The organism is Vibrio qingdaonensis (assembly GCF_026191675.1).
Lineage (GTDB): Bacteria > Pseudomonadota > Gammaproteobacteria > Enterobacterales > Vibrionaceae > Vibrio > Vibrio qingdaonensis.
The window spans coordinates 1-20,097 of sequence record NZ_JAKRRY010000021.1 but is presented as its reverse complement, the minus strand read 5'-3'; the positions used below and the strand labels follow the sequence as shown (position 1 = coordinate 20,097).

Annotated in this window: 19 protein-coding genes, 1 other RNA gene and 3 pseudogenes; 18 read left to right on the top strand and 5 right to left on the bottom strand. The window is 42.8% G+C overall.

From position 1 onward, the window contains the following. The first annotated feature begins 111 nt into the window (after positions 1 to 111). Positions 112 to 426, top strand: coding sequence for a DUF1244 domain-containing protein (locus MD535_RS15255; protein ID WP_265675888.1), 315 nt, complete (start codon positions 112 to 114; stop codon positions 424 to 426). Positions 427 to 691: 265 nt separating this feature from the next. Next, positions 692 to 1,786, top strand: coding sequence for a methyl-accepting chemotaxis protein (locus MD535_RS15250; RefSeq protein WP_279348297.1), 1,095 nt, complete (start codon positions 692 to 694; stop codon positions 1,784 to 1,786). Positions 1,787 to 1,914: 128 nt separating this feature from the next. Here the strand turns inward: MD535_RS15250 and MD535_RS15245 are convergent, their stop codons facing one another. Beyond that, positions 1,915 to 2,991: a PLP-dependent cysteine synthase family protein gene (locus MD535_RS15245; RefSeq protein ID WP_265675887.1), complete on the bottom strand. Its 1,077-nt coding sequence runs from the start codon at positions 2,989 to 2,991 to the stop codon at positions 1,915 to 1,917. Between the two features lie 123 nt (positions 2,992 to 3,114). Here MD535_RS15245 and MD535_RS15240 point away from each other — a divergent pair, with 123 nt between their 5' ends. From MD535_RS15240 to MD535_RS15230, 3 genes are all read left to right on the top strand, one after another. After that, entirely contained in the window at positions 3,115 to 3,576 is a 462-nt protein-coding gene (locus tag MD535_RS15240) for an Lrp/AsnC family transcriptional regulator (protein WP_265675886.1), read from the top strand. 238 nt (positions 3,577 to 3,814) lie between these two features. Then, complete coding sequence (locus MD535_RS15235) at positions 3,815 to 5,008, top strand: iron-containing alcohol dehydrogenase (RefSeq protein ID WP_265675885.1); 1,194 nt, start codon at positions 3,815 to 3,817, stop codon at positions 5,006 to 5,008. Beyond that, positions 5,008 to 6,447: a coniferyl aldehyde dehydrogenase gene (locus MD535_RS15230; RefSeq protein WP_265675884.1), complete on the top strand. Its 1,440-nt coding sequence runs from the start codon at positions 5,008 to 5,010 to the stop codon at positions 6,445 to 6,447. Before MD535_RS15235 ends, MD535_RS15230 begins: the two co-directional genes overlap by 1 nt. A gap of 138 nt (positions 6,448 to 6,585) precedes the next feature. On the opposite strand, the gene tesB is transcribed toward MD535_RS15230, so the two are convergent. Next, a complete protein-coding gene (gene tesB, locus MD535_RS15225) occupies positions 6,586 to 7,446 on the bottom strand; it encodes an acyl-CoA thioesterase II (protein ID WP_265675883.1) in 861 nt (286 codons plus the stop codon). A 222-nt stretch (positions 7,447 to 7,668) separates the two neighbouring features. On the opposite strand from tesB, the gene MD535_RS15220 reads away from it, so the two are divergent. Further along, positions 7,669 to 8,112 (top strand): YbaY family lipoprotein, encoded by a 444-nt coding sequence (locus MD535_RS15220; RefSeq protein WP_265675882.1) that lies wholly within the window; start codon positions 7,669 to 7,671, stop codon positions 8,110 to 8,112. 97 nt (positions 8,113 to 8,209) lie between these two features. Here MD535_RS15220 and MD535_RS15215 read toward each other — a convergent pair whose 3' ends face one another. Further along, entirely contained in the window at positions 8,210 to 8,512 is a 303-nt protein-coding gene (locus tag MD535_RS15215; protein ID WP_265675881.1) for an MGMT family protein, read from the bottom strand. Positions 8,513 to 8,563: 51 nt separating this feature from the next. On the opposite strand from MD535_RS15215, the gene MD535_RS15210 reads away from it, so the two are divergent. From MD535_RS15210 to MD535_RS15190, 5 genes and pseudogenes are all read left to right on the top strand, one after another. Further along, positions 8,564 to 9,304 carry a VP0952 family biofilm-associated protein gene (locus MD535_RS15210; protein ID WP_265675880.1) on the top strand — a complete coding sequence of 247 codons (741 nt, stop codon included), beginning with the start codon at positions 8,564 to 8,566 and terminating at the stop codon, positions 9,302 to 9,304. A 187-nt stretch (positions 9,305 to 9,491) separates the two neighbouring features. After that, positions 9,492 to 9,588: signal recognition particle sRNA small type (ffs, locus tag MD535_RS15205), an RNA gene on the top strand. Between the two features lie 120 nt (positions 9,589 to 9,708). Then, positions 9,709 to 10,332 carry a TnsA endonuclease N-terminal domain-containing protein gene (locus MD535_RS15200; protein ID WP_265675879.1) on the top strand — a complete coding sequence of 208 codons (624 nt, stop codon included), beginning with the start codon at positions 9,709 to 9,711 and terminating at the stop codon, positions 10,330 to 10,332. A 2-nt stretch (positions 10,333 to 10,334) separates the two neighbouring features. Continuing rightward, positions 10,335 to 12,212, top strand: a complete 1,878-nt coding sequence (locus MD535_RS15195; RefSeq protein ID WP_265675878.1) for a Mu transposase C-terminal domain-containing protein — start codon at positions 10,335 to 10,337, stop codon at positions 12,210 to 12,212. 17 nt (positions 12,213 to 12,229) lie between these two features. Continuing rightward, positions 12,230 to 12,895, top strand: a pseudogene (locus MD535_RS15190) (TniB family NTP-binding protein); the annotation flags it as partial. On the opposite strand, the gene MD535_RS26320 reads toward MD535_RS15190, so the two are convergent. Next, positions 12,815 to 12,982 (bottom strand): hypothetical protein, encoded by a 168-nt coding sequence (locus tag MD535_RS26320; RefSeq protein WP_390902944.1) that lies wholly within the window; start codon positions 12,980 to 12,982, stop codon positions 12,815 to 12,817. The pseudogene MD535_RS15190 and the gene MD535_RS26320 sit on opposite strands and share 81 nt — an antisense overlap. A 928-nt stretch (positions 12,983 to 13,910) precedes the next feature. On the opposite strand from MD535_RS26320, the gene MD535_RS15185 reads away from it, so the two are divergent. Continuing rightward, positions 13,911 to 14,204, top strand: coding sequence for a hypothetical protein (locus MD535_RS15185; RefSeq protein ID WP_265675876.1), 294 nt, complete (start codon positions 13,911 to 13,913; stop codon positions 14,202 to 14,204). A gap of 270 nt (positions 14,205 to 14,474) precedes the next feature. Here the strand turns inward: MD535_RS15185 and MD535_RS15180 are convergent, their stop codons facing one another. Further along, positions 14,475 to 14,780 (bottom strand): GIY-YIG nuclease family protein, encoded by a 306-nt coding sequence (locus MD535_RS15180; RefSeq protein ID WP_265675875.1) that lies wholly within the window; start codon positions 14,778 to 14,780, stop codon positions 14,475 to 14,477. Positions 14,781 to 14,853: 73 nt separating this feature from the next. Here MD535_RS15180 and MD535_RS15175 point away from each other — a divergent pair. The 6 genes and pseudogenes from MD535_RS15175 to MD535_RS15155 form a co-directional block, all read left to right on the top strand. After that, positions 14,854 to 15,140: pseudogene (locus MD535_RS15175) on the top strand (transposase); the annotation flags it as partial. Between the two features lie 233 nt (positions 15,141 to 15,373). Beyond that, positions 15,374 to 15,724, top strand: coding sequence for a hypothetical protein (locus MD535_RS15170; RefSeq protein WP_265675873.1), 351 nt, complete (start codon positions 15,374 to 15,376; stop codon positions 15,722 to 15,724). A 374-nt stretch (positions 15,725 to 16,098) separates the two neighbouring features. After that, entirely contained in the window at positions 16,099 to 17,070 is a 972-nt protein-coding gene (locus MD535_RS15165) for an OmpA family protein (RefSeq protein ID WP_265675872.1), read from the top strand. 17 nt (positions 17,071 to 17,087) lie between these two features. Continuing rightward, a complete protein-coding gene (locus tag MD535_RS15160) occupies positions 17,088 to 19,595 on the top strand; it encodes an Ig-like domain-containing protein (RefSeq protein WP_265675871.1) in 2,508 nt (835 codons plus the stop codon). 87 nt (positions 19,596 to 19,682) lie between these two features. Further along, a pseudogene (locus MD535_RS26425) lies at positions 19,683 to 19,751 on the top strand (IS6 family transposase); the annotation flags it as partial. A 33-nt stretch (positions 19,752 to 19,784) separates the two neighbouring features. After that, a partial coding sequence (locus MD535_RS15155; RefSeq protein ID WP_265675870.1) for a hypothetical protein occupies positions 19,785 to 20,097 on the top strand: 313 nt, incomplete at its 3' end.

Here is a 20,097-nt window from a genome sequence, read left to right as displayed (position 1 = left end):
GTGAAGGCCGCCTTTCCTGTTCGCTTGGAAAAATGCTCAGTTTCGGCTGGGCATTTTTTCGTTTGTTCGTTAGGATTGTGGAGCATAAAAATAACAGCAAAGGAAAGTAAAGTGGCTGAATTTAAATATAAAGATCTCCCTCAAGAGCAGCAAGATAAATTAGACGCAGCGGTATTTCGTCGCTTGCTTGCCCACCTTGATAATAATAAGGATGTGCAAAATATCGATCTAATGATTCAGGCGGGTTTCTGCCGTAATTGCTTTAGTAAATGGTACAAAGCAGAAGCGGAACAGGCGTCACTTGACTTAGACATCGATGATGCGCGTGAGCGTGTTTACGGTATGACCTATGATGAGTGGAAGCAAAACCACCAACCTAAAGCGACGCCAGAGCAACTGGCAGCCTTTGAAGCGAAGCAAAAATAGTTCGCGTCATCGCGTTCATCATGCCTCTGCTTAGTCAGGGGCTTTTTTATGTCGGTATCATTCGGTATATAGTGCTTTTTTGCTATGCGATACGTTTGAATGAACAACGGATTTTAATCGCGAGTTAGTACATTGCTCTGCCTATACCCTAATTGGGGTATGGTGATTGGTAGTTATCACAACTTACTCTTCACGCTATTTATAATTCCTTACTGAGTGTTAGCGTAGTGAATATAGGAAAGGCAGTGGTAGAAGAAGTGACTCAATGTTTGTATCAAAAAAACAATTAAAAACAACGCAGCAGCAGGTACTTACTGAAAAGGCAGCTAACGAGGTTCTACAGCAGCAGGTTGCGGAGTTGCAACAGCAATTAGCGGCGAAGCAGAGTGAAGTATCGGCAATAGAACACGTGTTAGCCGAGCAAAAATCGCGTTCACGACGCTTTTTAGGGATGGTTGTCCCTCATCTTGTGGATTGTGCGAATAGTATCGAGGTGGCGAATAATGATTTGATTGCCCAAAGTGATCAGCTGCAAAGCAAGCTAGGAGTATTTGAGTCGACGCAGCGTCAGCTTGAAGAAATGTATCGTTCGTTGGATTTAGTCTCTCAATCGTCGGCAGAAAGTAAAGACACGGTCAATGCTCTTCAGGTATTAACTGGTGATATTAGTCAGTTTATCAGTATTATCCATCAGATCTCTGAGCAAACGAATTTGCTCGCGCTGAATGCTGCGATTGAAGCGGCTCGGGCGGGGGAGCATGGTCGGGGGTTTGCGGTAGTCGCGGATGAAGTCCGCTCCCTTGCTGGACGTGCCAATGAGGCCGCCAGTGAGATTTCTAGCTTAGTGGAAAGAATTGAATCGAGCACCAACCTTGCCGGAGAGAATATCGAAACAGTCTCGGTACAGGTCGCGGATGCGTCGAAAGGCGCGGCAGAAATTGTCAAAGATACCCAATCTATCTTGTCTTTGTCGTCGACAACGGTTGACGTTATTTACAAGAGTACCGTGGATATTTACGCTTCAAGCGGGATTGCTCAATACACCAACATGTGGACGACCGCGCACTCGAAGTTAATCGGTGCTAACTGTGATCATGCACTGCTGCTTCTCGGTGAGCTTGAAACGACATTTGGCGCCGTTGTGGCAAACCACGAAGAGACGCGACAATTAGCCAGTGTTGGCGGACCATTGGAATACTTTTCCGCGAAAGCGAGGGCCTTTCATGATGGGTTGCACTTGATCGCTAACGATACCGCCGATGTACTGGTGGTTGAAGAGTTAGATCGCGCGTATCAGGACTTAGTGTCGTACATCACCGCCGCTCAAATGCAGGTCAATCGTAGTTATGATCGAAAGTAGTACGTAAGGTCAAATGACGTTATTAATTATGCAGATAAAGTAAAAAGGAGTGATAGCATCACTCCTTTTTCTCATCTCATACACGCCGTCAGGCTAACGGCTTGCGTCTTCAAGCTAAATGACAGGGCTTAACAATCTGCGCTGCATTCACCTGTTGCTTCAAAGATTTCAAGTTTTTCTGTGTAAGGGTGTAGATCACCAATATTGGTTTTTACCCACTCAGGGTTGTAGTAAGTGTCGAGGTAGCGCTCGCCGCTGTCGCATAACAAGGTCACAATCGATCCTGTTTCACCACGTTTTTTCATTTCACAGGCTAGCTGCAAGGCACCGTATAAATTAGTGCCGGTTGATGCGCCGACTTTTCTTCCTAAGATTTTCTCAAGCCAATGAATCGTTGCAATGCTTGCTGCGTCGGGAATGGTGCGCATTTCGTCAACCACACCAGGAATAAAACTTGGCTCTACGCGAGGTCGCCCAATGCCTTCAATTTTGCTGCCACAGTCGCCAGTGATGTGTTTATTGCCGGTTTTGTAGTAGTCGTGAAATACCGAGTTTTCAGGGTCAACCACACACAGTTTAGTATCGTGTTTTTGGTAGCGAATAAAACGACCAATGGTCGCCGATGTGCCACCAGTACCCGGGCTCATGACGACCCATGTAGGAATCGGATGATCTTCAAGTTCCATTTGACTAAAGATTGAGTTCGCAATGTTGTTATTACCACGCCAGTCAGTCGCGCGTTCAGCATACGTAAACTGATCCATATAATGACCATTTAGCTCATCGGCAAGGCGACGCGATTCTGCATAAATTTGGTCAGAGCGATCGACAAGGTGCGCTTTGCCACCATAGAACTCAATTTGTTCAATTTTTTTGCTCGCGGTACTTTTAGGCATAACGGCAATGAAAGGTAGGCCGAGAAGTCTAGCAAAGTAAGCTTCTGACACCGCGGTGCTGCCTGAAGAAGATTCAATAACGGTGGTTTCCGGGCCAATCCAACCATTACAAATCGCGTACAAGAAAAGCGATCGCGCTAAGCGGTGCTTCAGTGAGCCAGTTGGATGCGTACTTTCATCTTTCAGATAGAGATCGATGCCATCAATGCTTGGAAGGTCGAGCTTTATCAGGTGAGTATCGGCAGAGCGTTGATAGTCAGCTTCAATTTTACGAATGGCGTTGTTTATCCATTGATGGTCAGTACACATAGTTAGGTTTCCTACTTGGCTATCGTTATGGTGATAATTTACCTACATACGGGGAGAAAAACTTTGCTATATTTACTGTATAAATGGGTTTTTAGAGAAAGTTATTCTCCTTTTGGGGTTTTTATGGAAATCGATAGTACAGATAAGACACTACTGGGCTTATTGCAGCAAGACAGTACGCTGTCGTTGCATGATCTCGCCGAAGCGGTGAACTTAACCACAACGCCGTGTTGGAAGCGATTAAAAAAGCTTGAAGATCAGGGCGTGATTAATAAGCGAGTTGCGTTACTGAATCCTGAATCGTTGGGGTTGTGCTTTACCGCTTTTGTGCAAATCAAGACCACGAACCACTCCCATGAGTGGTACAAAGCTTTTGTCGATACCGTATCGTTATTTCCTGAAGTGATGGAGTTTTATCGTATGGCGGGGGAGTATGACTATATGATGAAAGTACTGGTAAAAGACATGAAGTGTTTTGATGAGTTTTATAAAAAATTGGTAAATAGTATCGACGAGTTATCGAACGTGACCTCTACCTTTGCGATGGAACCTTTAAAATACACAACGGCATTACCCATTCGCTAGCGGGCACGATTTAGTTGGCATTATGTCGCAGGTATACGACTCTCAACTCTTGGATGACAATCTTGCTTATATGGAGCAATCACTCTATAACTGAATGTCATTAAAAGCGGAGTCGTTAGTACTTAACGGGTGAAGCTTAATCGTGAAAGTTGGGTTGTCTGAGCGCTGTTATCAGAATAATGTCGCAGAACTGCTTTAGTTCGTCTACTCAATCATTTTGTCTATAAGGAGCGTCGATATGCTGCACCAATGCCTGGTTTCCGTTAAGAAACCGTTTATTAAAATGGTGCCTGTTCCACAGCCAACGTGCATTTCTGGGCGTGGCAAAGTGAATGATATTGCTAAAATATGCAAACAACTTGGCGTGAGTAAACCTTGCATCGTGACGGATCATGTTTTGATGAAATTGGGTTTACTCGATAGCCTACTGCAGACGCTAGATGACGCGAATATTGGCTATTCAATTTTTGATGACATTACCCCAGACCCCGACTATGAAATGGTGAGACGAGGCGTCGAACACTACCAGAACCATGCTAGCGATAGCGTTATTGCCTTTGGTGGTGGTTCGCCTATGGATTGCGCAAAAGCGATGGCGGCGAGTGTCAAAACCAATAAAGACGTGGCGAAGTTACCGGGGTTACTTAAGGTACATCGTCGTCTTATGCCTATTATCGCGATACCCACTACGGCAGGCACTGGCTCTGAGTGTACCGTCGCCGCAGTGGTTAGTGATGTTGATGCCCGAAAAAAACGCTCCATCACCGACCCGTTCTTGGTACCCAAAGTCGCGATTCTTGACCCAGAGTTGATGTTAGGTTTACCTGCACAGGTAACGGCTGAAACGGGCGCAGATGCCTTAACTCATGCCATTGAATCGTATTTAAGTGGGTACGCGAATACACAAACTCGCCAATGGTCGGTGAGCGCAATTAAGCGAATTTTTAGTGAGCTACCAACGGCGTACGAAGATGGCAACAATACCCATGCCAGAGAGCAAATGGCGTTGGCAAGTTTTGAAGCTGGGCTTGCCTTTACGCGCACTTATATCGGCTATGTTCATGCCATTGCCCATCAACTCGGTGCGTTTTATCACGTGCCTCACGGCCGAGCGAATGCCATTGTATTACCCCTTGTGCTAGAGGGGATCCAACAAAGAGATAACGCACGACTGACACAGCTAGCGGTTGAGCTGGGCTATAAAGACAGTGTACACGGGAGCGCATCCTCACAGTTTACCGATGCGGTTAACGCGCTATTAGAGCGTATTGCGATTCCGAAAGTCGTCAAAGAATTGCAAGTAGAAGACATTCCTCATATTGCGCAGCAAGCGATAAAAGAAGCCTTTGGTGAGTATCCGGTTCCCGAGGTGATGTCACGATTAGAGTGTCAGCAGTTATTGGAAAAACTGGTCGAATTAGGAGTCGAATAATGAGCCAAGTCGAGCTTAGTGAATTAGAAATGCAAGCGTGTTTTAACCAGCAAAAACGAGCGTTTACAGAGTCGCCTTTTCTTAGTCGTGAATTGCGATTGAGTAATTTGTCCAAGGTAGAGCGCCTTATTCGTCAAAACCAGGCGGTGTTGTGTGAGGCCATTCGTAAGGATTTTGGCCATCGCTCTTCAACGGAAACGGCATTGCTGGAGTTTTTCTCTTCGATTGACGGCATTGTGGATGCCCGTAAACAACTTAAAAAGTGGATGAAGCCCAAGTCGCGTCATACCGCCATATGGTTTCAACCCGCCAAGAATAGTGTTATTCCGCAACCTATCGGTGTGGTTGGTATTATTGTGCCATGGAATTATCCGTTGTTTCTTGCGATAGGACCAATGACCGCTGCATTGGCCGCGGGTAATCGCGTAATGGTAAAAATGTCAGAAAACTCTCAGCATCTTTGTCGCGTCTTAGCGGAAGTGTTTTCAACGGCGTTTACGGAAGATGAAATTTGTTTTATTGCCGAAACGGGCGAGACAGGCCAAGCTTTTTCTAAACTGGCGTTTGATCACCTGATCTTTACTGGCTCTGGGGCGACAGGTCGCAAAGTGATGGCTGCAGCGGCAGAGAACCTTACGCCTGTAACGCTAGAGTTAGGAGGGAAATCACCCACTATTATCGCGCCGGATTACGATATTAAAAAAGCAATGAAGCGTATTTTGACCGGAAAAATGTATAACGCAGGGCAAACATGTGTAGCGCCAGACTATCTTTTTGTACCAGAAGATAAGCTTGATTCGGTGATTAAGTCAGCAAAGTCTATCGTGAAAAAGCGCTTCAAAACGATTGAGCACCCCGACTATACAGCCGTAATTGATGATGTGTCGTTTCAGCGTTTAAGTGAGACACTCAGCTTGGCAAAAGCGGGTAGTGGTGAGGTGATTAATCTTATCCCGGATAGTGAACCTGATGCCGTAAGTCGACGCTTTCCTATTCATTTGGTGGTGACGCCAGCGGTAGATGAAAACGTAATGACACGTGAAATCTTTGGGCCTATTTTGCCGATTTTAACGTACAAAACGTTGGATGATGTCTATCACTTTATTAGTCAGCGAGATAGGCCTTTAGCCCTGTATATTTTTTCAGATGACAAGACGCTGCAAAAGACAGTGTTAGAAAATACCTTATCGGGAGGTGTCACCATTAATGATGTTATGCTGCACGTCGGCCAGCACGACTTACCGTTTGGTGGCGTGGGGCCTAGTGGTATGGGGCATTATCACGGCCGAGAAGGGTTTAATAGCTTATCTAAGATGCGTCCAGTGATGGCCCAAGGAAAGTGGGCAGCGACGGCATTTTTAACTGCACCATACTCAGGCTTTGCTCGCCGAATGGTTAACTTTCTTATCAATAGGAAGTGGGGTAAATACCCTGACTAGCGTTTTAGGCCTGGCGGTTGATTGAGCGCAGCTAAAGTGTGTTAATTCTGGAAAAAGCGTGTGAATACAGAAAAGCCAGCCGTGTTTTCGGCTGGCTTTGTGCGTTTTTAGTGGCACTGAGATCGTGACAGAGCGAAATTATTCACTAAATCGCATCACGCCTTCTTGGATAGTGGAGGCGACGAGATCGCCTTTTCTATTGAAAATCTCACCACGAACCAAGCCGCGCGAGTTACTCGCATTAGGGCTATCAATGGCATAAAGCAACCATTCATCAATTTTAACCGGACGATGAAACCACATAGAGTGATCAATCGTCGCCAATTGAAATTTCGGTGACATAATAGAAACACCATGTGGGTGCAACGCTGTGGTTAGGAAGCGCCAATCCGATGCGTAACCAAGTAGGTATTGATGGATGAGTGCATTATCTGGTACCTCGCCATTCGCGCGAATCCACAAATACTGCTTAGGTTCTGCTTTTTCCGGTTTGAGCGGATTGATCACAGTGACAGGGCGTACTTCAATGGCCTCTTCACTGCAAAACACCTCTCGAATTTTAGGGGGCAAAAAGTCCGCAATACGCGCCGCCAGTTCGGACTCTGAAACATAATTCTCAGGCCCATCAACAACAGGCATCTCGGTTTGATGTTCAAACCCCGGCGCGTGCCCATGGTAGCTCGCTGTGAGGTAAAAAATCGGTCGTCCATTTTGGATGGCTTTTACTCGTCTTGTACTAAAGCTCTTACCGTCACGCAGATTTTCTACATCATAAATAATCGGTTTTTCCGCATCTCCAGGGTAGAGGAAATAGCTGTGAAACGAGTGTACCGTGCGATCATCTGATACCGTATATCGAGCGGCTGACAGCGCTTGCCCGATGACTTGACCACCATACACCTGCGGTAAACCCAAGTGTTGGCTTTGACCACGAAACAATCCTTCTTCTAGCTTTTCTAGTTGAAGCAATTCCAGCAATTCACGTAATGGTTTACTCATAAATTCACTTATACTCAAGTTCAATACTGCAAGTGTGGGTTTTGTCAGTTTGTTCGTCAAGTTGCTCGTGAGCTTCATCACGTAACAAGTCATGTAGGAATGGTATGAGAATAATGCATTCTGGCGCTATTCCTACAATGGATGGATAAATTTCTGATATCTTTAATGTAATACAGGTTGGCACTGACGAGCATAAGTGCACATATTAAATAGAGAGGCTTTATGAAGAAGGTATTTTCAGGTTTATTGGCGGTCGTATTAGGCTTAACACTTGCTGGGTGCCAAACTGCACCAGCGACAGACTCGAAAGTAGCGGTAGAGAGTGGCATGACATCAGTGAAAGGCAGCATTGCGTATCGTGAGAGAATCGCACTGCCACCAAACGCGGTTGTGACAGTGAAACTGCAAGATGTCTCACTAGCCGATGCGCCAGCAACGGTGATTTCTGAGCAGACGTTTGAAACAGAGGGCGCGCAAGTCCCATTTGATTTTGAACTGAGCTACAACAGCGCAGATATCGATGCCCGACACACGTACAGTGTGAGTGCGCGTATTGAGGTAGACGGCAAACTGCGTTTTATCAGCGATACGTCCTACCCAGTGATTACCGATCAAAATAAGACAGAAGAAGTGAATCTACTTCTTATTGGCGTACACGCGAAGTAAAGCCAATTATCGCTATCTGGTTATTCGCTTAGCCAGGTAGCGGTTTAGTCCGATAATGGTTTCGCTCAGCCGCGACGCATCGAACCCGATACTTCATTTATACCTGCCAGCCATAAGTGCGTAAGCTGACTTTACCGCTTGCTGTGAAGACAACCCCTTCCTCCAATAGTTTTGCTCTTTGGACGCTGAAACGTTCGCCAGTTAATGAAATTTCGCCTTTACCATTGATCACTCTATGCCAAGGAAGGGTACTGCCTTTTGGTAAGTCGCTCAGTGCCTTGCCAACATGTCGAGCGTAGCCAGGATAGCCAGCCATTTTTGCAATCTGTCCGTACGTTGTCACAGTTCCATGCGGAATTTGGTGAATTACAGCAAAGATTTGTGTTCGAAACTGTTCCATACTGAATGTAGTCCTAGTTCAATGTGCCATGGATCGGTATAGGGAGGAGCAATGGTATTTTCGGTGTTTCAGTTCGTAATCACAAGTATTCTTGCCATGGTTTGCGCCAGAGCAATTAGCGTTACTGAAGGTGATATTCCCGTTTTAGCGCTGATGATTCCAGCATTATGGGTGCTTCCACAAGGAGGGGTGGCTGGTCTAGCTTTGCTCGCGGCAATGGTGGTGTATGGAATAACATTGCCAATGCAAAGTATCGCCATGTCCATTGCGGTTTGGATTCTCCTTCCGGTATTTATGGTCGCCTCTTCTCGGCGCAGCAACATTTGGATAGTTTGCCTCGTTGGCCTGATTGTTATCACACTGAATGTCGGAATTATGATGACTCAGTTGTCTGGGAAGCTAGGGGGCACCCCAATGGTCACGTTGATTCAAGGCTTTGCGGTATTTGTGGCATGGTATGCAGCGAGCCATTGGAAGGGCAGTAATAAACACAGCTGGTGGTCACTGGCGCTGATCATTCCAATTTGGGCCGCAGGTCTACCCCATGCTGCGCTCATCGCATTGTGTTTTACCGGTATGCTCGCCTCAATGGAGAGTCTTGGTAAGCTTCCAACCTTCCGCTGGAATAAACTGCTGTGCTGGACACTGCCGAGTGTTGGTTTTGCCGCGCTTGTCATTGCCCCTGGTGTTGACGTACCCAAGCCTGTTTTTGTTGTTTGGATATGCCTACTAGGGACGGCATGGATGACGGACTACATTTTGCGAAGTGACCGTGAAAACCAAGAACACTGATTTTTGTTAGCAAAATGGCTTTCATATGGGCATTGAAGTTCGCTTTAATGCCTTTTTGTTTAATCTCTAGTCACTTAACGCTAACTTACACTAAAAAGTCTGCTTAGCTATTGCATTCAATGCGCCTATACCTGATAATCCTTTCCACGATTTGGCCTTAGCGCAAAATCAACAGAATCTATGGAGGCCCTGGTCCTCCCGCAACAATAGTTCGTGAACTCGGTCAGATCCGGAAGGAAGCAGCCGCAGCGGATGACTTGTGTGCCGGGATGTGGCTGGGGCTTCCACCCATCTGATGTTTGCAAACTAACTTAGCATAAATTGCAAAGAAGTTAGCAAATTTGCACTATAAGTCAGCATAGTCTATTTTTTGTTGTAGGTTTACAACAAAAGTGATGCGCACTATGTTCGACCAAACCAAAAAATCCTCTCACGTCCACAACATCTGCAAGTTCATGAGCTTGAAAAACGATGCTGTCGTTCGCACCCTCTCTATTTTAGAGTTCGATTTTTGTTTCCATCTCGAATATAACCCTGATGTTAAAGGGTACATATCTCAACCACACGGTTTTCATTACTACTTTAATGGTCGCAAGTGTCGTTATACGCCAGATTTTTTAGCCGATGATCATAATGACCAATCTACTCTTATCGAGATTAAGCACTCAAGCCAGATTTTAAAACCAGACTTCAGACTCCGATTTGCTGAAAAACAACGAGTAGCACTAGAAGAGCAAGGAAAACGCCTTGTTTTAGTGACAGAGAAACAAATTCGGATTGACCCCATATTCAGTAACTTAAAGTTACTCCATCGTTACTCTGGTTTGCATACCATCACTAAAGCGCAAAAGTCTGTTCTCGGGTTTATACAACGTAGACAGAAAGTACAATTACGCGAAATCTCCGACCACTTAGGACTATCTGAGCATGAAACTCTGATATCAACACTCTGTTGGCTATCGTCAGGGAGAGTTAAGACTGATATTAGATGCTCTGATTTTGGTTTGAATAGCTACGTTTGGTGTTAGGTATGACGTCAGATTTTGATGACGTTTTTGGTTTCATTGATGAAATGGAAGCTTCTGCCAAAGAAGTGGAATTAGCAACTCAAATACCGAGTGATTTATTTGAAGAAGATAAATCGTATCTCCCTTCCATTGATACCTATCCTGTAAAAACTCAACAAGAAGCATTACGACGTCTTAAAGTCATTCAATTTACTGAAAAACGTCTAAAAGGTGGCTGGACAGAAAAAAATCTTGTACCGATTTTAAATCAGGCTGAACAAGAGCTAGGGTTATCTCCACCGAGTTGGCGAGTTCTTGCTGGCTGGAAAAAAATGTATTTTGAGTCAGGAAGATCTGTTCTTTCGCTCATTCCTAAACACGCCCAAAAAGGCAATAGAACCGTTCATACAGATTCACAGTCGCTCATTGATGAAGCGATTGAAAAGAAATACCTGACCAAAGAGCGTCTAAGCGTCGCGGAAACTTACCGCTATTACAAAAGCCGAGTAATTAAAGCCAATCAAGAAATTGTCGAAGGCAAAATCAAGCGAATTAGCCAAAGAGCATTTTATGACAGAGTGAATAGTTTACCACCCTATGATGTTGCAGTGGAAAGGTATGGAAAGCGACATGCAGATCGAGAGTTCCGCTCTGTAGGCCAGCAAATAGAAGCGACGAAACCGATGGAGTACGTTGAAATTGACCATACTCCGGTCCCAGTCATTCTCATTGATGATGAGTTAGATATTCCATTAGGTCGCCCATATCTAACCATGCTCTATGACAGGTTTAGTAAATGTATCGTCGGCTTCAGCGTTAACTTTAGAGAGCCTAGTTTTGATTCCGTCAGAAAAGCGTTGTTGAGTACATTGCTAGATAAAAGCTGGATAAAAGATAAGTTTCCTTCAATAACGAATGATTGGCCATGTCATGGAAAAATAGACTATCTGGTCGTTGATAATGGTGCCGAGTTTTGGAGTGATAGCCTAGAGGACTCTTTGAGACCTTTAGTGTCGGACATTCAATATAGCCAAGCTGCAAAACCGTGGAGAAAGACCGGTATAGAAAAGTTATTTGACCAACTAAACAAGGGGTTGGTTAACGCTCTGCCTGGAAAAACATTCGCCAACCCCACCCAACTTAAAGATTACGATCCTAAAAAAGAGTCTGCGGTTAGAGTTTCTGTATTTATGGAGTTAATACATAAATGGGTTATCGACCGCTATCACATGGACTCAGATAGTCGAGAAAGGAATGTCCCTTATCATAAGTGGCATGAATCGAAATGGCTTCCAAACTTCTATCAAGGACAAGCTGCCGCAGAGTTACGCATTGAGTTGGGGTTGCTACGGCACCGGACGATAGGGATAGCTGGGATCAGGTTGCACAATTTACGCTACCAATCGGATGAGCTCATAGAGTATCGAAAATACAATTCGGTCAATTCACAAGGAAAACTCTTCGTCAGGACAAAAACCGATCCGTCGGACATAAGCGCTATCTACGTTTTTCTTGAATCAGAAAAGAAATACATAAAAGTCCCAGCGGTTGATAACAGCGGCTATACCAATGGGCTTTCTTTGTTCGAACATGAGCGAATTCAAAGAGTGCGAAGGTTGAATACCCGTAGCCTCGTCAATGAAGAGTCTTTAGCAGATACCTATCTCTATATGGAGGCTCTTATTGAAGGGGAAGCAGAGAGAATGCGTAGTTCTAAAAACAAAAAGCTCACCCAACCTAAAACAGGGAACACTTCGAAAATTGCAAAATACAGAGATGTTGGCACCGAAGGACCTGGCTCAATCGTTAGAAAAAATGGAAGCAGTAATTCAGCATTAAACGTTGTTAGTACTCAACTCTCATTGGACGATGATGATCTTGAAGATATAGAGGGTTACTAATGGTGAACTTTACTTCCATGCAGTGTGATCAATTGAAAGCCTACGATAATTGTTTTATTGAGTATCCCGAAATTACGGAGATATTTTCGATATTTGACCAACTTCGCTTTAATCAATCACTAGGCGGTGAGCCTGAGTCATTCTTATTAACCGGCGAGTCTGGAAGTGGAAAAACCGCTTTGATCAATAACTACCTTTCACGCTTTAAGACAGGATCGAGTTGGTCCAAGCAAACAGTCCTAAGTACCCGAATTCCTAGTCGAGTAAATGAACAAAATACTCTGACTCAATTTCTAGTTGATCTGGACTCAAAATCAGGAGGACGTTCAGTACGAAAGAGGAATGAAATTGCACTTGCTGAAGGAGTGGTAACGCAGTTAAAACGTAAATCTGTCGAGCTCATCATTGTTAATGAAATTCAAGAGCTTGTGGAGTTTTCGACTGCGGATGAAAGACAAACCATCGCGAATACATTTAAATATATCAGTGAGGAAGCCGGTGTATCCTTTGTATTGGTTGGAATGCCCTATGCAGATGTTATCGCAAAGGAACCGCAATGGAACTCTCGATTGAGTTGGCGCAGAGAAATCAATTATTTTAAATTACTTCAGGTTGAAAGTGACGCGAAAAATACCAACACTCAATACAGTATTGATGCTAAACAGAAGAAACACTTTGCTAGATTGCATGGTGATATCACCATGCTTCAAATAAATACGCAGCACGTTTTTATTTGAAAGGCTTTGTAGTTGCAAGTATGGCAAACCCAATTGTGGTTGTGTGCTATCAGGGGTTTTGTGCAGTGCTTCTTCCTCTGTTAACCAACAATTTTGCAATGGAGCGCTTTCTTACAAAAAAAAGACAACTAAGATACCACCCGAGTAAGAAAAATCCTTCACTAGCCATAAGGCATCGAGAAAGAAAAACTGATATAATATGCGTAAAGGCGGGCCTCTCTACCATTAGAAGGTAATGTAGAGAATTCTAATGTAGTGCTATTAATTATCATGTTAATGGGTTGTTTTTATCTTTCTTTTTATCTTTCTTTTTATCTTTCTTTCTACAAATGCTTTTGCATCATTAGACGAAGCTAAATGCGAGATTAGTAATTACACAACAACCTTTACAGGAAAAGGCATCCCCATTGGCGATATTCACATCGGAGAGAACATTGGAAGTATAAACGTAAGTTTTAGTTGGAGGTGCAAGTCTCATGAATATGATATTCACATTCACGCCCGCAATACAAAACAATCATATAAATCAGGTAGTTCTAATGCGTTTTACTCAAATATCACGGGTATAGAACTTGAAACACCATTAAAGGTTACGACTTATGGTGGTCAGAATTCAGCTATCTTAATACACCAAGTTGAAAGTGGAAATGGAAACATATATTCAGGCACTATAAATAAGCAGTTATTTAATGTAAAAAAAGTTGGCAAAGTTACAGCTAACGCACAAAACTCTTTTAAACTCAACACAAACTTCCCATTCGCGATTGCAAGTAGCCTTTTTACAAATTCCGATAGATTGACTTATGTGTATATCGACCCTACTCCTAGCACAAGCGTAGATGTTTTTGATTCAACATGCTCTCTAAATTATACTCCAACACAAATACTAGCTAATGTCAGCCCTGGTAATCATGTTAGTCGTGAATTTAATGTTAATTTAAACTGCAATAGTAAAAATAGTATGCAAAGTAATGTTTCATGGACGTTTAAAGCAGGGGGAAGCAACGTGACGACAGAGTCAAACAAGATGTCAGCGAAACACTACGGCGCGGAAGTACCAAGCGTAATGATGACCATTTCGAGTCTGCGTAATGGTAGCACCAATGCGTTACTCTTTGATACTAAGTATGACTTTCCACAGAGTGGTAAAGAGAGTAATTTTAATTTCCCATTAAGAGCTCAGTTTCAAACACTTCAATCAAGTCCCAGTGGAAGCTATAGTTTTAATCTCAACTTTCAGGTTGATTATAATTAACCTCTTGGTAGTGATAGAGCCCACATTAATGGACTTGTTCAATACTTGGGATTTAACGTTAACTACGCAGCGCTTAATCCTTATTTGTTAAGCTTAGTCGTCTCGCTTGCCGTGTTTTGGCCTTAATCCACTTGGCCACGTACCATTAGCTACTGGGATAGAGCCATACATTTCATAGAAATTATTAATCAGATCTGCTTCAAGCTTGTTTGGATTTTGCTTACCTCGAGTTGAATACCAAGCAATGGATAAGCCATATTGATACCTTGGTCACCAATATGAATCATGCTCTTCCATTGCTTGCTGAGTATAAGTCAGATGATCTTTGATACGTTTACGAAGATTTTTTGATTGACCCACATAAAATACAGGTGATGCTCCCCACGGATAGACAAGCTTAGTTCCGTCCGATGTACCAAGTACATAAGCACCCGAGTGCTCTGGAATTATAGATAGATCGAAGTCATCATCAAATACTTGTTCCTCAAAGCCATCAGGCCATCTTCTATCTACGAAAAACCTAAGATGAAAATCTCTCATTACTACCTCTGATGTCTGATATTTGCTAATAAACATAAAGCTCCCCCTGTGTCAGGCGAGTTGTCATTATTAAAAATTAACCAATCAAAGGGGCGGTAACAGAGGAAGTATGTCTCGTTACTCGCAAGAAAGAAAAGAAGCTGTGTTGAAAAGTTATTACCTCCGCACTCTCGCTCTGTGGCAGAAGTAGCAAAAGAAGAAGGCATCAGTGATGCGACACTGTATTATTGGCGAAAACAATTTCGAGAATCAGGAGCCGTTGTGCCAAACAGTCATACCCCTTCAGAGCATTGGTCTGCCCAAACTAAGTTAGCCATTGTCGCGGAAACGTTTTCCATGACTGAAAACGAATTGGGCCAGTACTGTCGTGAAAAAGGGTTGTACCCCGAAGAAGTTCACCTGAATCCGGAAAAAGAAGCTGCTTGATAATTAGTCAAGTAGTGACAACTAGCTTGAAAAACGCCGAAACTAACAGTTGTCCAAATTATACGTCACAGGGCGATCTAAACTGTTTGGATAGTTGCTATCTTATGGATTTACCATTGAAGATTAAAAAGAAAGAAGGCATTATTTGCTCATAAAATACGTACAGTCGCCGTATAGAAAGCGCTATGCTTTAGGAGTTGCTTTTGCTCGATTTATTCAAAAAAGTGGTTCTAATTAACCTCTCAGCGGCTCTTGTTGTTATAGCTCTAGCCCAGTTGGTTCCATTCTTTGCTACTACTCAGTTGGTCGACTTTCTTTTCTTTGTTTTCATCATCATATGGATTTTGGCGAAGCTAATGTGGGAAGGTGGTATCCATGGTAAAACAACTCGGTTAGATGATCCTAGAACAGATAAAGTCTACAAAATGGTAGAAGGGTATGATTTCGAAAAAGACGAACGCGAACACTATCGAATGAACTACCAAACAGGTTTGGTTTTCTTCATAGCAGGTCTCCCAGCGTTTATTGCTTGTTTAGTTCTTCAATTTCTTTGAGTACGAGCATAGCAAATAAGGATTAAGGTGCGGCGCAGCCAGCTATCCATAATCGCCAGATTATGAGGTGGAACAAAGTCATCAATGGGTGATTGGAAGTCTGTAGATGGAGTGACAGCCACTCTCTGCCATAGAGAAGTATGGACGATGATTAAACGAGGGCAAATTGACCTTGAGGGTAACACTGCTTTTGAGCACTTTTACACGCTCGCAGGATAATTGCGCCTGAAAAATAGCTCTGTCTTGTCTTTATTAGAATTTGCGACAGAACCCGTTAAGGTGACAACATCGACGATTCAATGCAGGAATACCCCTACCTCTCCGCAAAAAAAGGACTACATCAGCTAGCGTAAAAAACAAATATACTTGTCCTTATGAAAAAAATAATTTTACTCACCTGTGCATTAAGCACATCAGTATTGGCCGCAACAGAGTCCCCTCAATTCTTTCTTGGAATGAAAGGAGGATACCAGCAGGCTCTAGACGATAATTACAATCACTCAAGTCCAGAAAACGCCATCTTTGGTGTATACAGTGGATTACAATTTACCCCATCTTGGAGTTGGGATGTAGGTTATCAATATCATGATGAATTAAAAGCAGATGCCACGTCAGTTAATGTAAGGTTGATTGAAAGTGCTCTACGTTACGATTGGTATCTACAAGATAACCTAAGTTTGTACAGTCGACTTGGTGCTGCTTATTGGGATATGGAAAAAACGCAACTTTCTTCAGATAAGAGCGAGGCAACTGGCTTCTCTCCTCTCGCTGAAGTCGGAGTTAATTACCGTTTTACTCCAAATGTTAGACTTTCTACTGGCTATCAATATGTCGATACGATTGGTAAGTCAAATTCAGGGAAATATGATAGCCACGAACTATTGGTCGCTCTTACTTATACGTTTGGCGCTGCAACTCAACCAGCGTTAGTAGAAAAAGCGTCAACTCCTATTGTTGATGAGATAGCTGTTAAAGAAGTTGTCACTGTAAAAATACCCCATCAAATACAAGCCTTTGCGACAAAAGCTACAGATGGATTGTTTGGCTTTGACTCTATCAAACCCCATGATTTTATTGGGAAGTTAACTGACATTGCTTCTGTATTAAACACTTACCCACAAGCTCAAGCTGTTGTGGTTGGGTATACTGACTCGACAGGCTCTGCATCCTATAACCAAGAGCTCTTTGAGCGTCGCGCTCAGGCCGTCGTCAAATTAGACGTTACTCCGGCACAACTGGAATGGCAAGGAGAAGGCGAGTCTCAGCCTATTGCTGACAACAACACTGCTAACGGTCGAGCTAAAAATCGCAGAGTTGAAATGACCATCCCCAGCTTTCAGCTTTAATAGTAAATTGTATTATTATGAGTAAAAATTTTAAAGGTTTGTTTGCAATATTGGTTTTACCATTATTAATGCTAGTAACCGGTTGCAACTCAGAAGGCGCGTTTTCTGAATCGAAAGAGCCAGCGGCAAAATTAGAGCGTATTGATATCATCGCCTCACCAATAACAACGCAAGGAGTGAGCGAACTGACGCTTGCGTCAGGCGATAAACAATCTTTTGAGGCTATTGGATATTACTCAGACAGTTCATTTCGCACCTTAACGGATTTAAGTGTAACCGATTGGCATTCAAGTGACCAAGAAGTTGGGTATTTTAACAACCCAGGCGTTTTATTTGGTGACGAGCCTGGCACAACCACGGTAACCGCCACTAAAGACGGCGTGACCAGTAACACGGTGGATGTCAATGTCACGTCCGCGGTGATAACTTCGATTCAAGTGACGCCATCACCAGTTGGTGTAGCGAAAGGCCAAACCGAGCAATTAACAGCCACAGCAACCTACAGTGACGACACTTCATCTGACATTTCAAGCTCAGTGACGTGGACGTCAGACGATGCTGATACTGCCACAGTAACCTCTACAGGCTTGTTGTACGGTGCTAAAGTGGGCGTGACTACAGTCACCGCCACTAAAGACGGCGTGACCAGTAACACGGTGGATGTCAATGTCACGTCTGCGGTGATAACTTCGATTCAAGTGACCCCTTCACCAGTTAATATCGCGAAAGGCCAAGCCGAACAATTAACAGCCACAGCAACCTACAGTGACGACACTTCATCTGACATTTCAAGCTCAGTGACGTGGACGTCAGACGATGCTGATACTGCCACAGTAACCTCTACAGGCTTGTTGTACGGTGTTAAAGTGGGCGTGACTACAGTCACCGCCACTAAAGATGGCGTAACCAGTAATACCGTGGACGTGGGAGTGACCAGTACGGTGATTACGAATGAAATGATCGTTAAAACTGAGTTTTTAACGCGCGAAGCTCAAGCAGGCACTGATTTAGATCATATTACAATTACTTTTGTAAGTGAATCTAGCTTTGCTCTAACGAACAATACACCTCGTCACATTTTTCATCCAGTGGTGAAAATTGATTCCCACTACTATGAAATTGAGACTGAAGTTAACCCTTTTGAGAAAGTAACCCTAATAAGTCCAATTAATTTAAAAGAGGTGATTTCTGCTGAATTTTACGAGGAATCTCCTTTTTTTCGAGTGGATATTAAATCTTTTAATTCAGATGACTCCAACTCTGGTACTTATGATGCGACAGAAGAGCAAATACAAAGTTATTTTAAGGAAGTTGTAGGTTACAAAACGATAAATAATTATTTTAATTATGTATCGCAGGCCGTAACTTATTTAACCGCATTACAATCTAATAATAGCTCGACTAAAACTGATAGTTATAAACATTGCAACTTTGAAGGTAAAACAAAAACAATAACATCTCGTAATTATAATGATTCAAGCTCTGTAACGGAAAAGTTATATAGTCTACTATATCATAAACCGAGTTCTAATTATGAAGTACGTTATAGGAAAGGGAGTAGTGTAGGTAATGCAACTCTTGGGAATGGTTGGTTAAGCGTTGTGGACTATGTGCTTTATCAAGTTGGTTGGATCAAACCGTCGAATGTTTACCTACATGAAAAGCATCACAACCATGGTTTTTTACATAGCGGTGGAATGACTTACGGATGGCCTGATAAATCTGTAGAAATTATACAGAATGGAAATTATTCCTTTTTTGATAAACCACATTCATCAGCAATACCTTTAATAGCAAAGCATAACGTTAATGTGTTATCTAATGGCACAACTCAAATTAATATGTATTGGTATCATAAGAATAATTATAAAAGTCAAGTGATAAATAATTTCTTATTTATCGGTATGAACAAATCTATAATTAAAGATATAGGCTATCGTTACCAAGATGGTTCTTTAAAGTCAATTAAGATAGATAAAGAAAATAGACACGATAACAACCTGATAACAATTCTTGAGGGTGATATACGAATAGAAACAAGCCCATTTAATGATATAAATACTGATGAAACTCCTATTGGGTTATATATAAATATATCTAATGCTATGGAGTCTAAGTTTTCTTTACTAGTTATAGCAGGCAACGATGACAAAACATATGGCAACTTTCCGATCAATTTAGCACATCTGGGTGTGAAAGAAGAATCTACAAAACGAATAGTGTTTATTGAAAACCAACTCTATAAATCTGATAGTGGTGAGTACATGAAAGATCATAAACTTTATTTACCAAGTGAAGCTCAGGAATTTTGTGAAATGAAAGGATTGAAACTAGGGACATTAGATGCTTATAAATCCAAAAGTTTGATCGACTTTCAGATGAAGTATCTTCCTTATAGTTCAATGGTTGGTCTATCTGCTGAAACCGGAGAACCCATTGCGGTCCTATCAACGTCTAGTTATTTGGTCAACAAAAGTAATTATACAGAAAGAGGTGCTTTAGTTGTCTGTGAGAGTCTTCAATGAATTATCTAGGCTCTTTTGGGTAGTGTCGCAAAGTTTGGAGCTCTAGGTTAAGATTTACTCAATCTTTACTTAATACTCTGAATCTTAGTGTTTAAAGGCTGCCATTTCCCTCTTGAAGTTATCCTCGAAACTATCCGCTATTATCTGGTGTATAAGGAGGTGGGATGGGTCACATATCGAGGCCAACGAATGCATGTTCACTTAGAAACCTTTCAAAAAAATGCCCCCGATGCTTATCTTGCGGAAGAAGCTGGGGAAAAAATGTCTGATTACTTAGAAACGACCCCAGAGGAAACCGCTAAAATCGGAGCTGGAGTCCTCTCTAATATGGCTATCGGTGTTGGTGCTTTAAATCCCGTTTCAGGAACGGTTATGGCTATTGGAACGTGGGGCTTAGACCCTAGTTGGAGTAACTTTATTGGCATGATGACAGGGCCTACCGGTAAAGTCGGAGGTGTTGTAGATGACGCTATATACTACGGAACTCCGGTTTTTAAGCAGA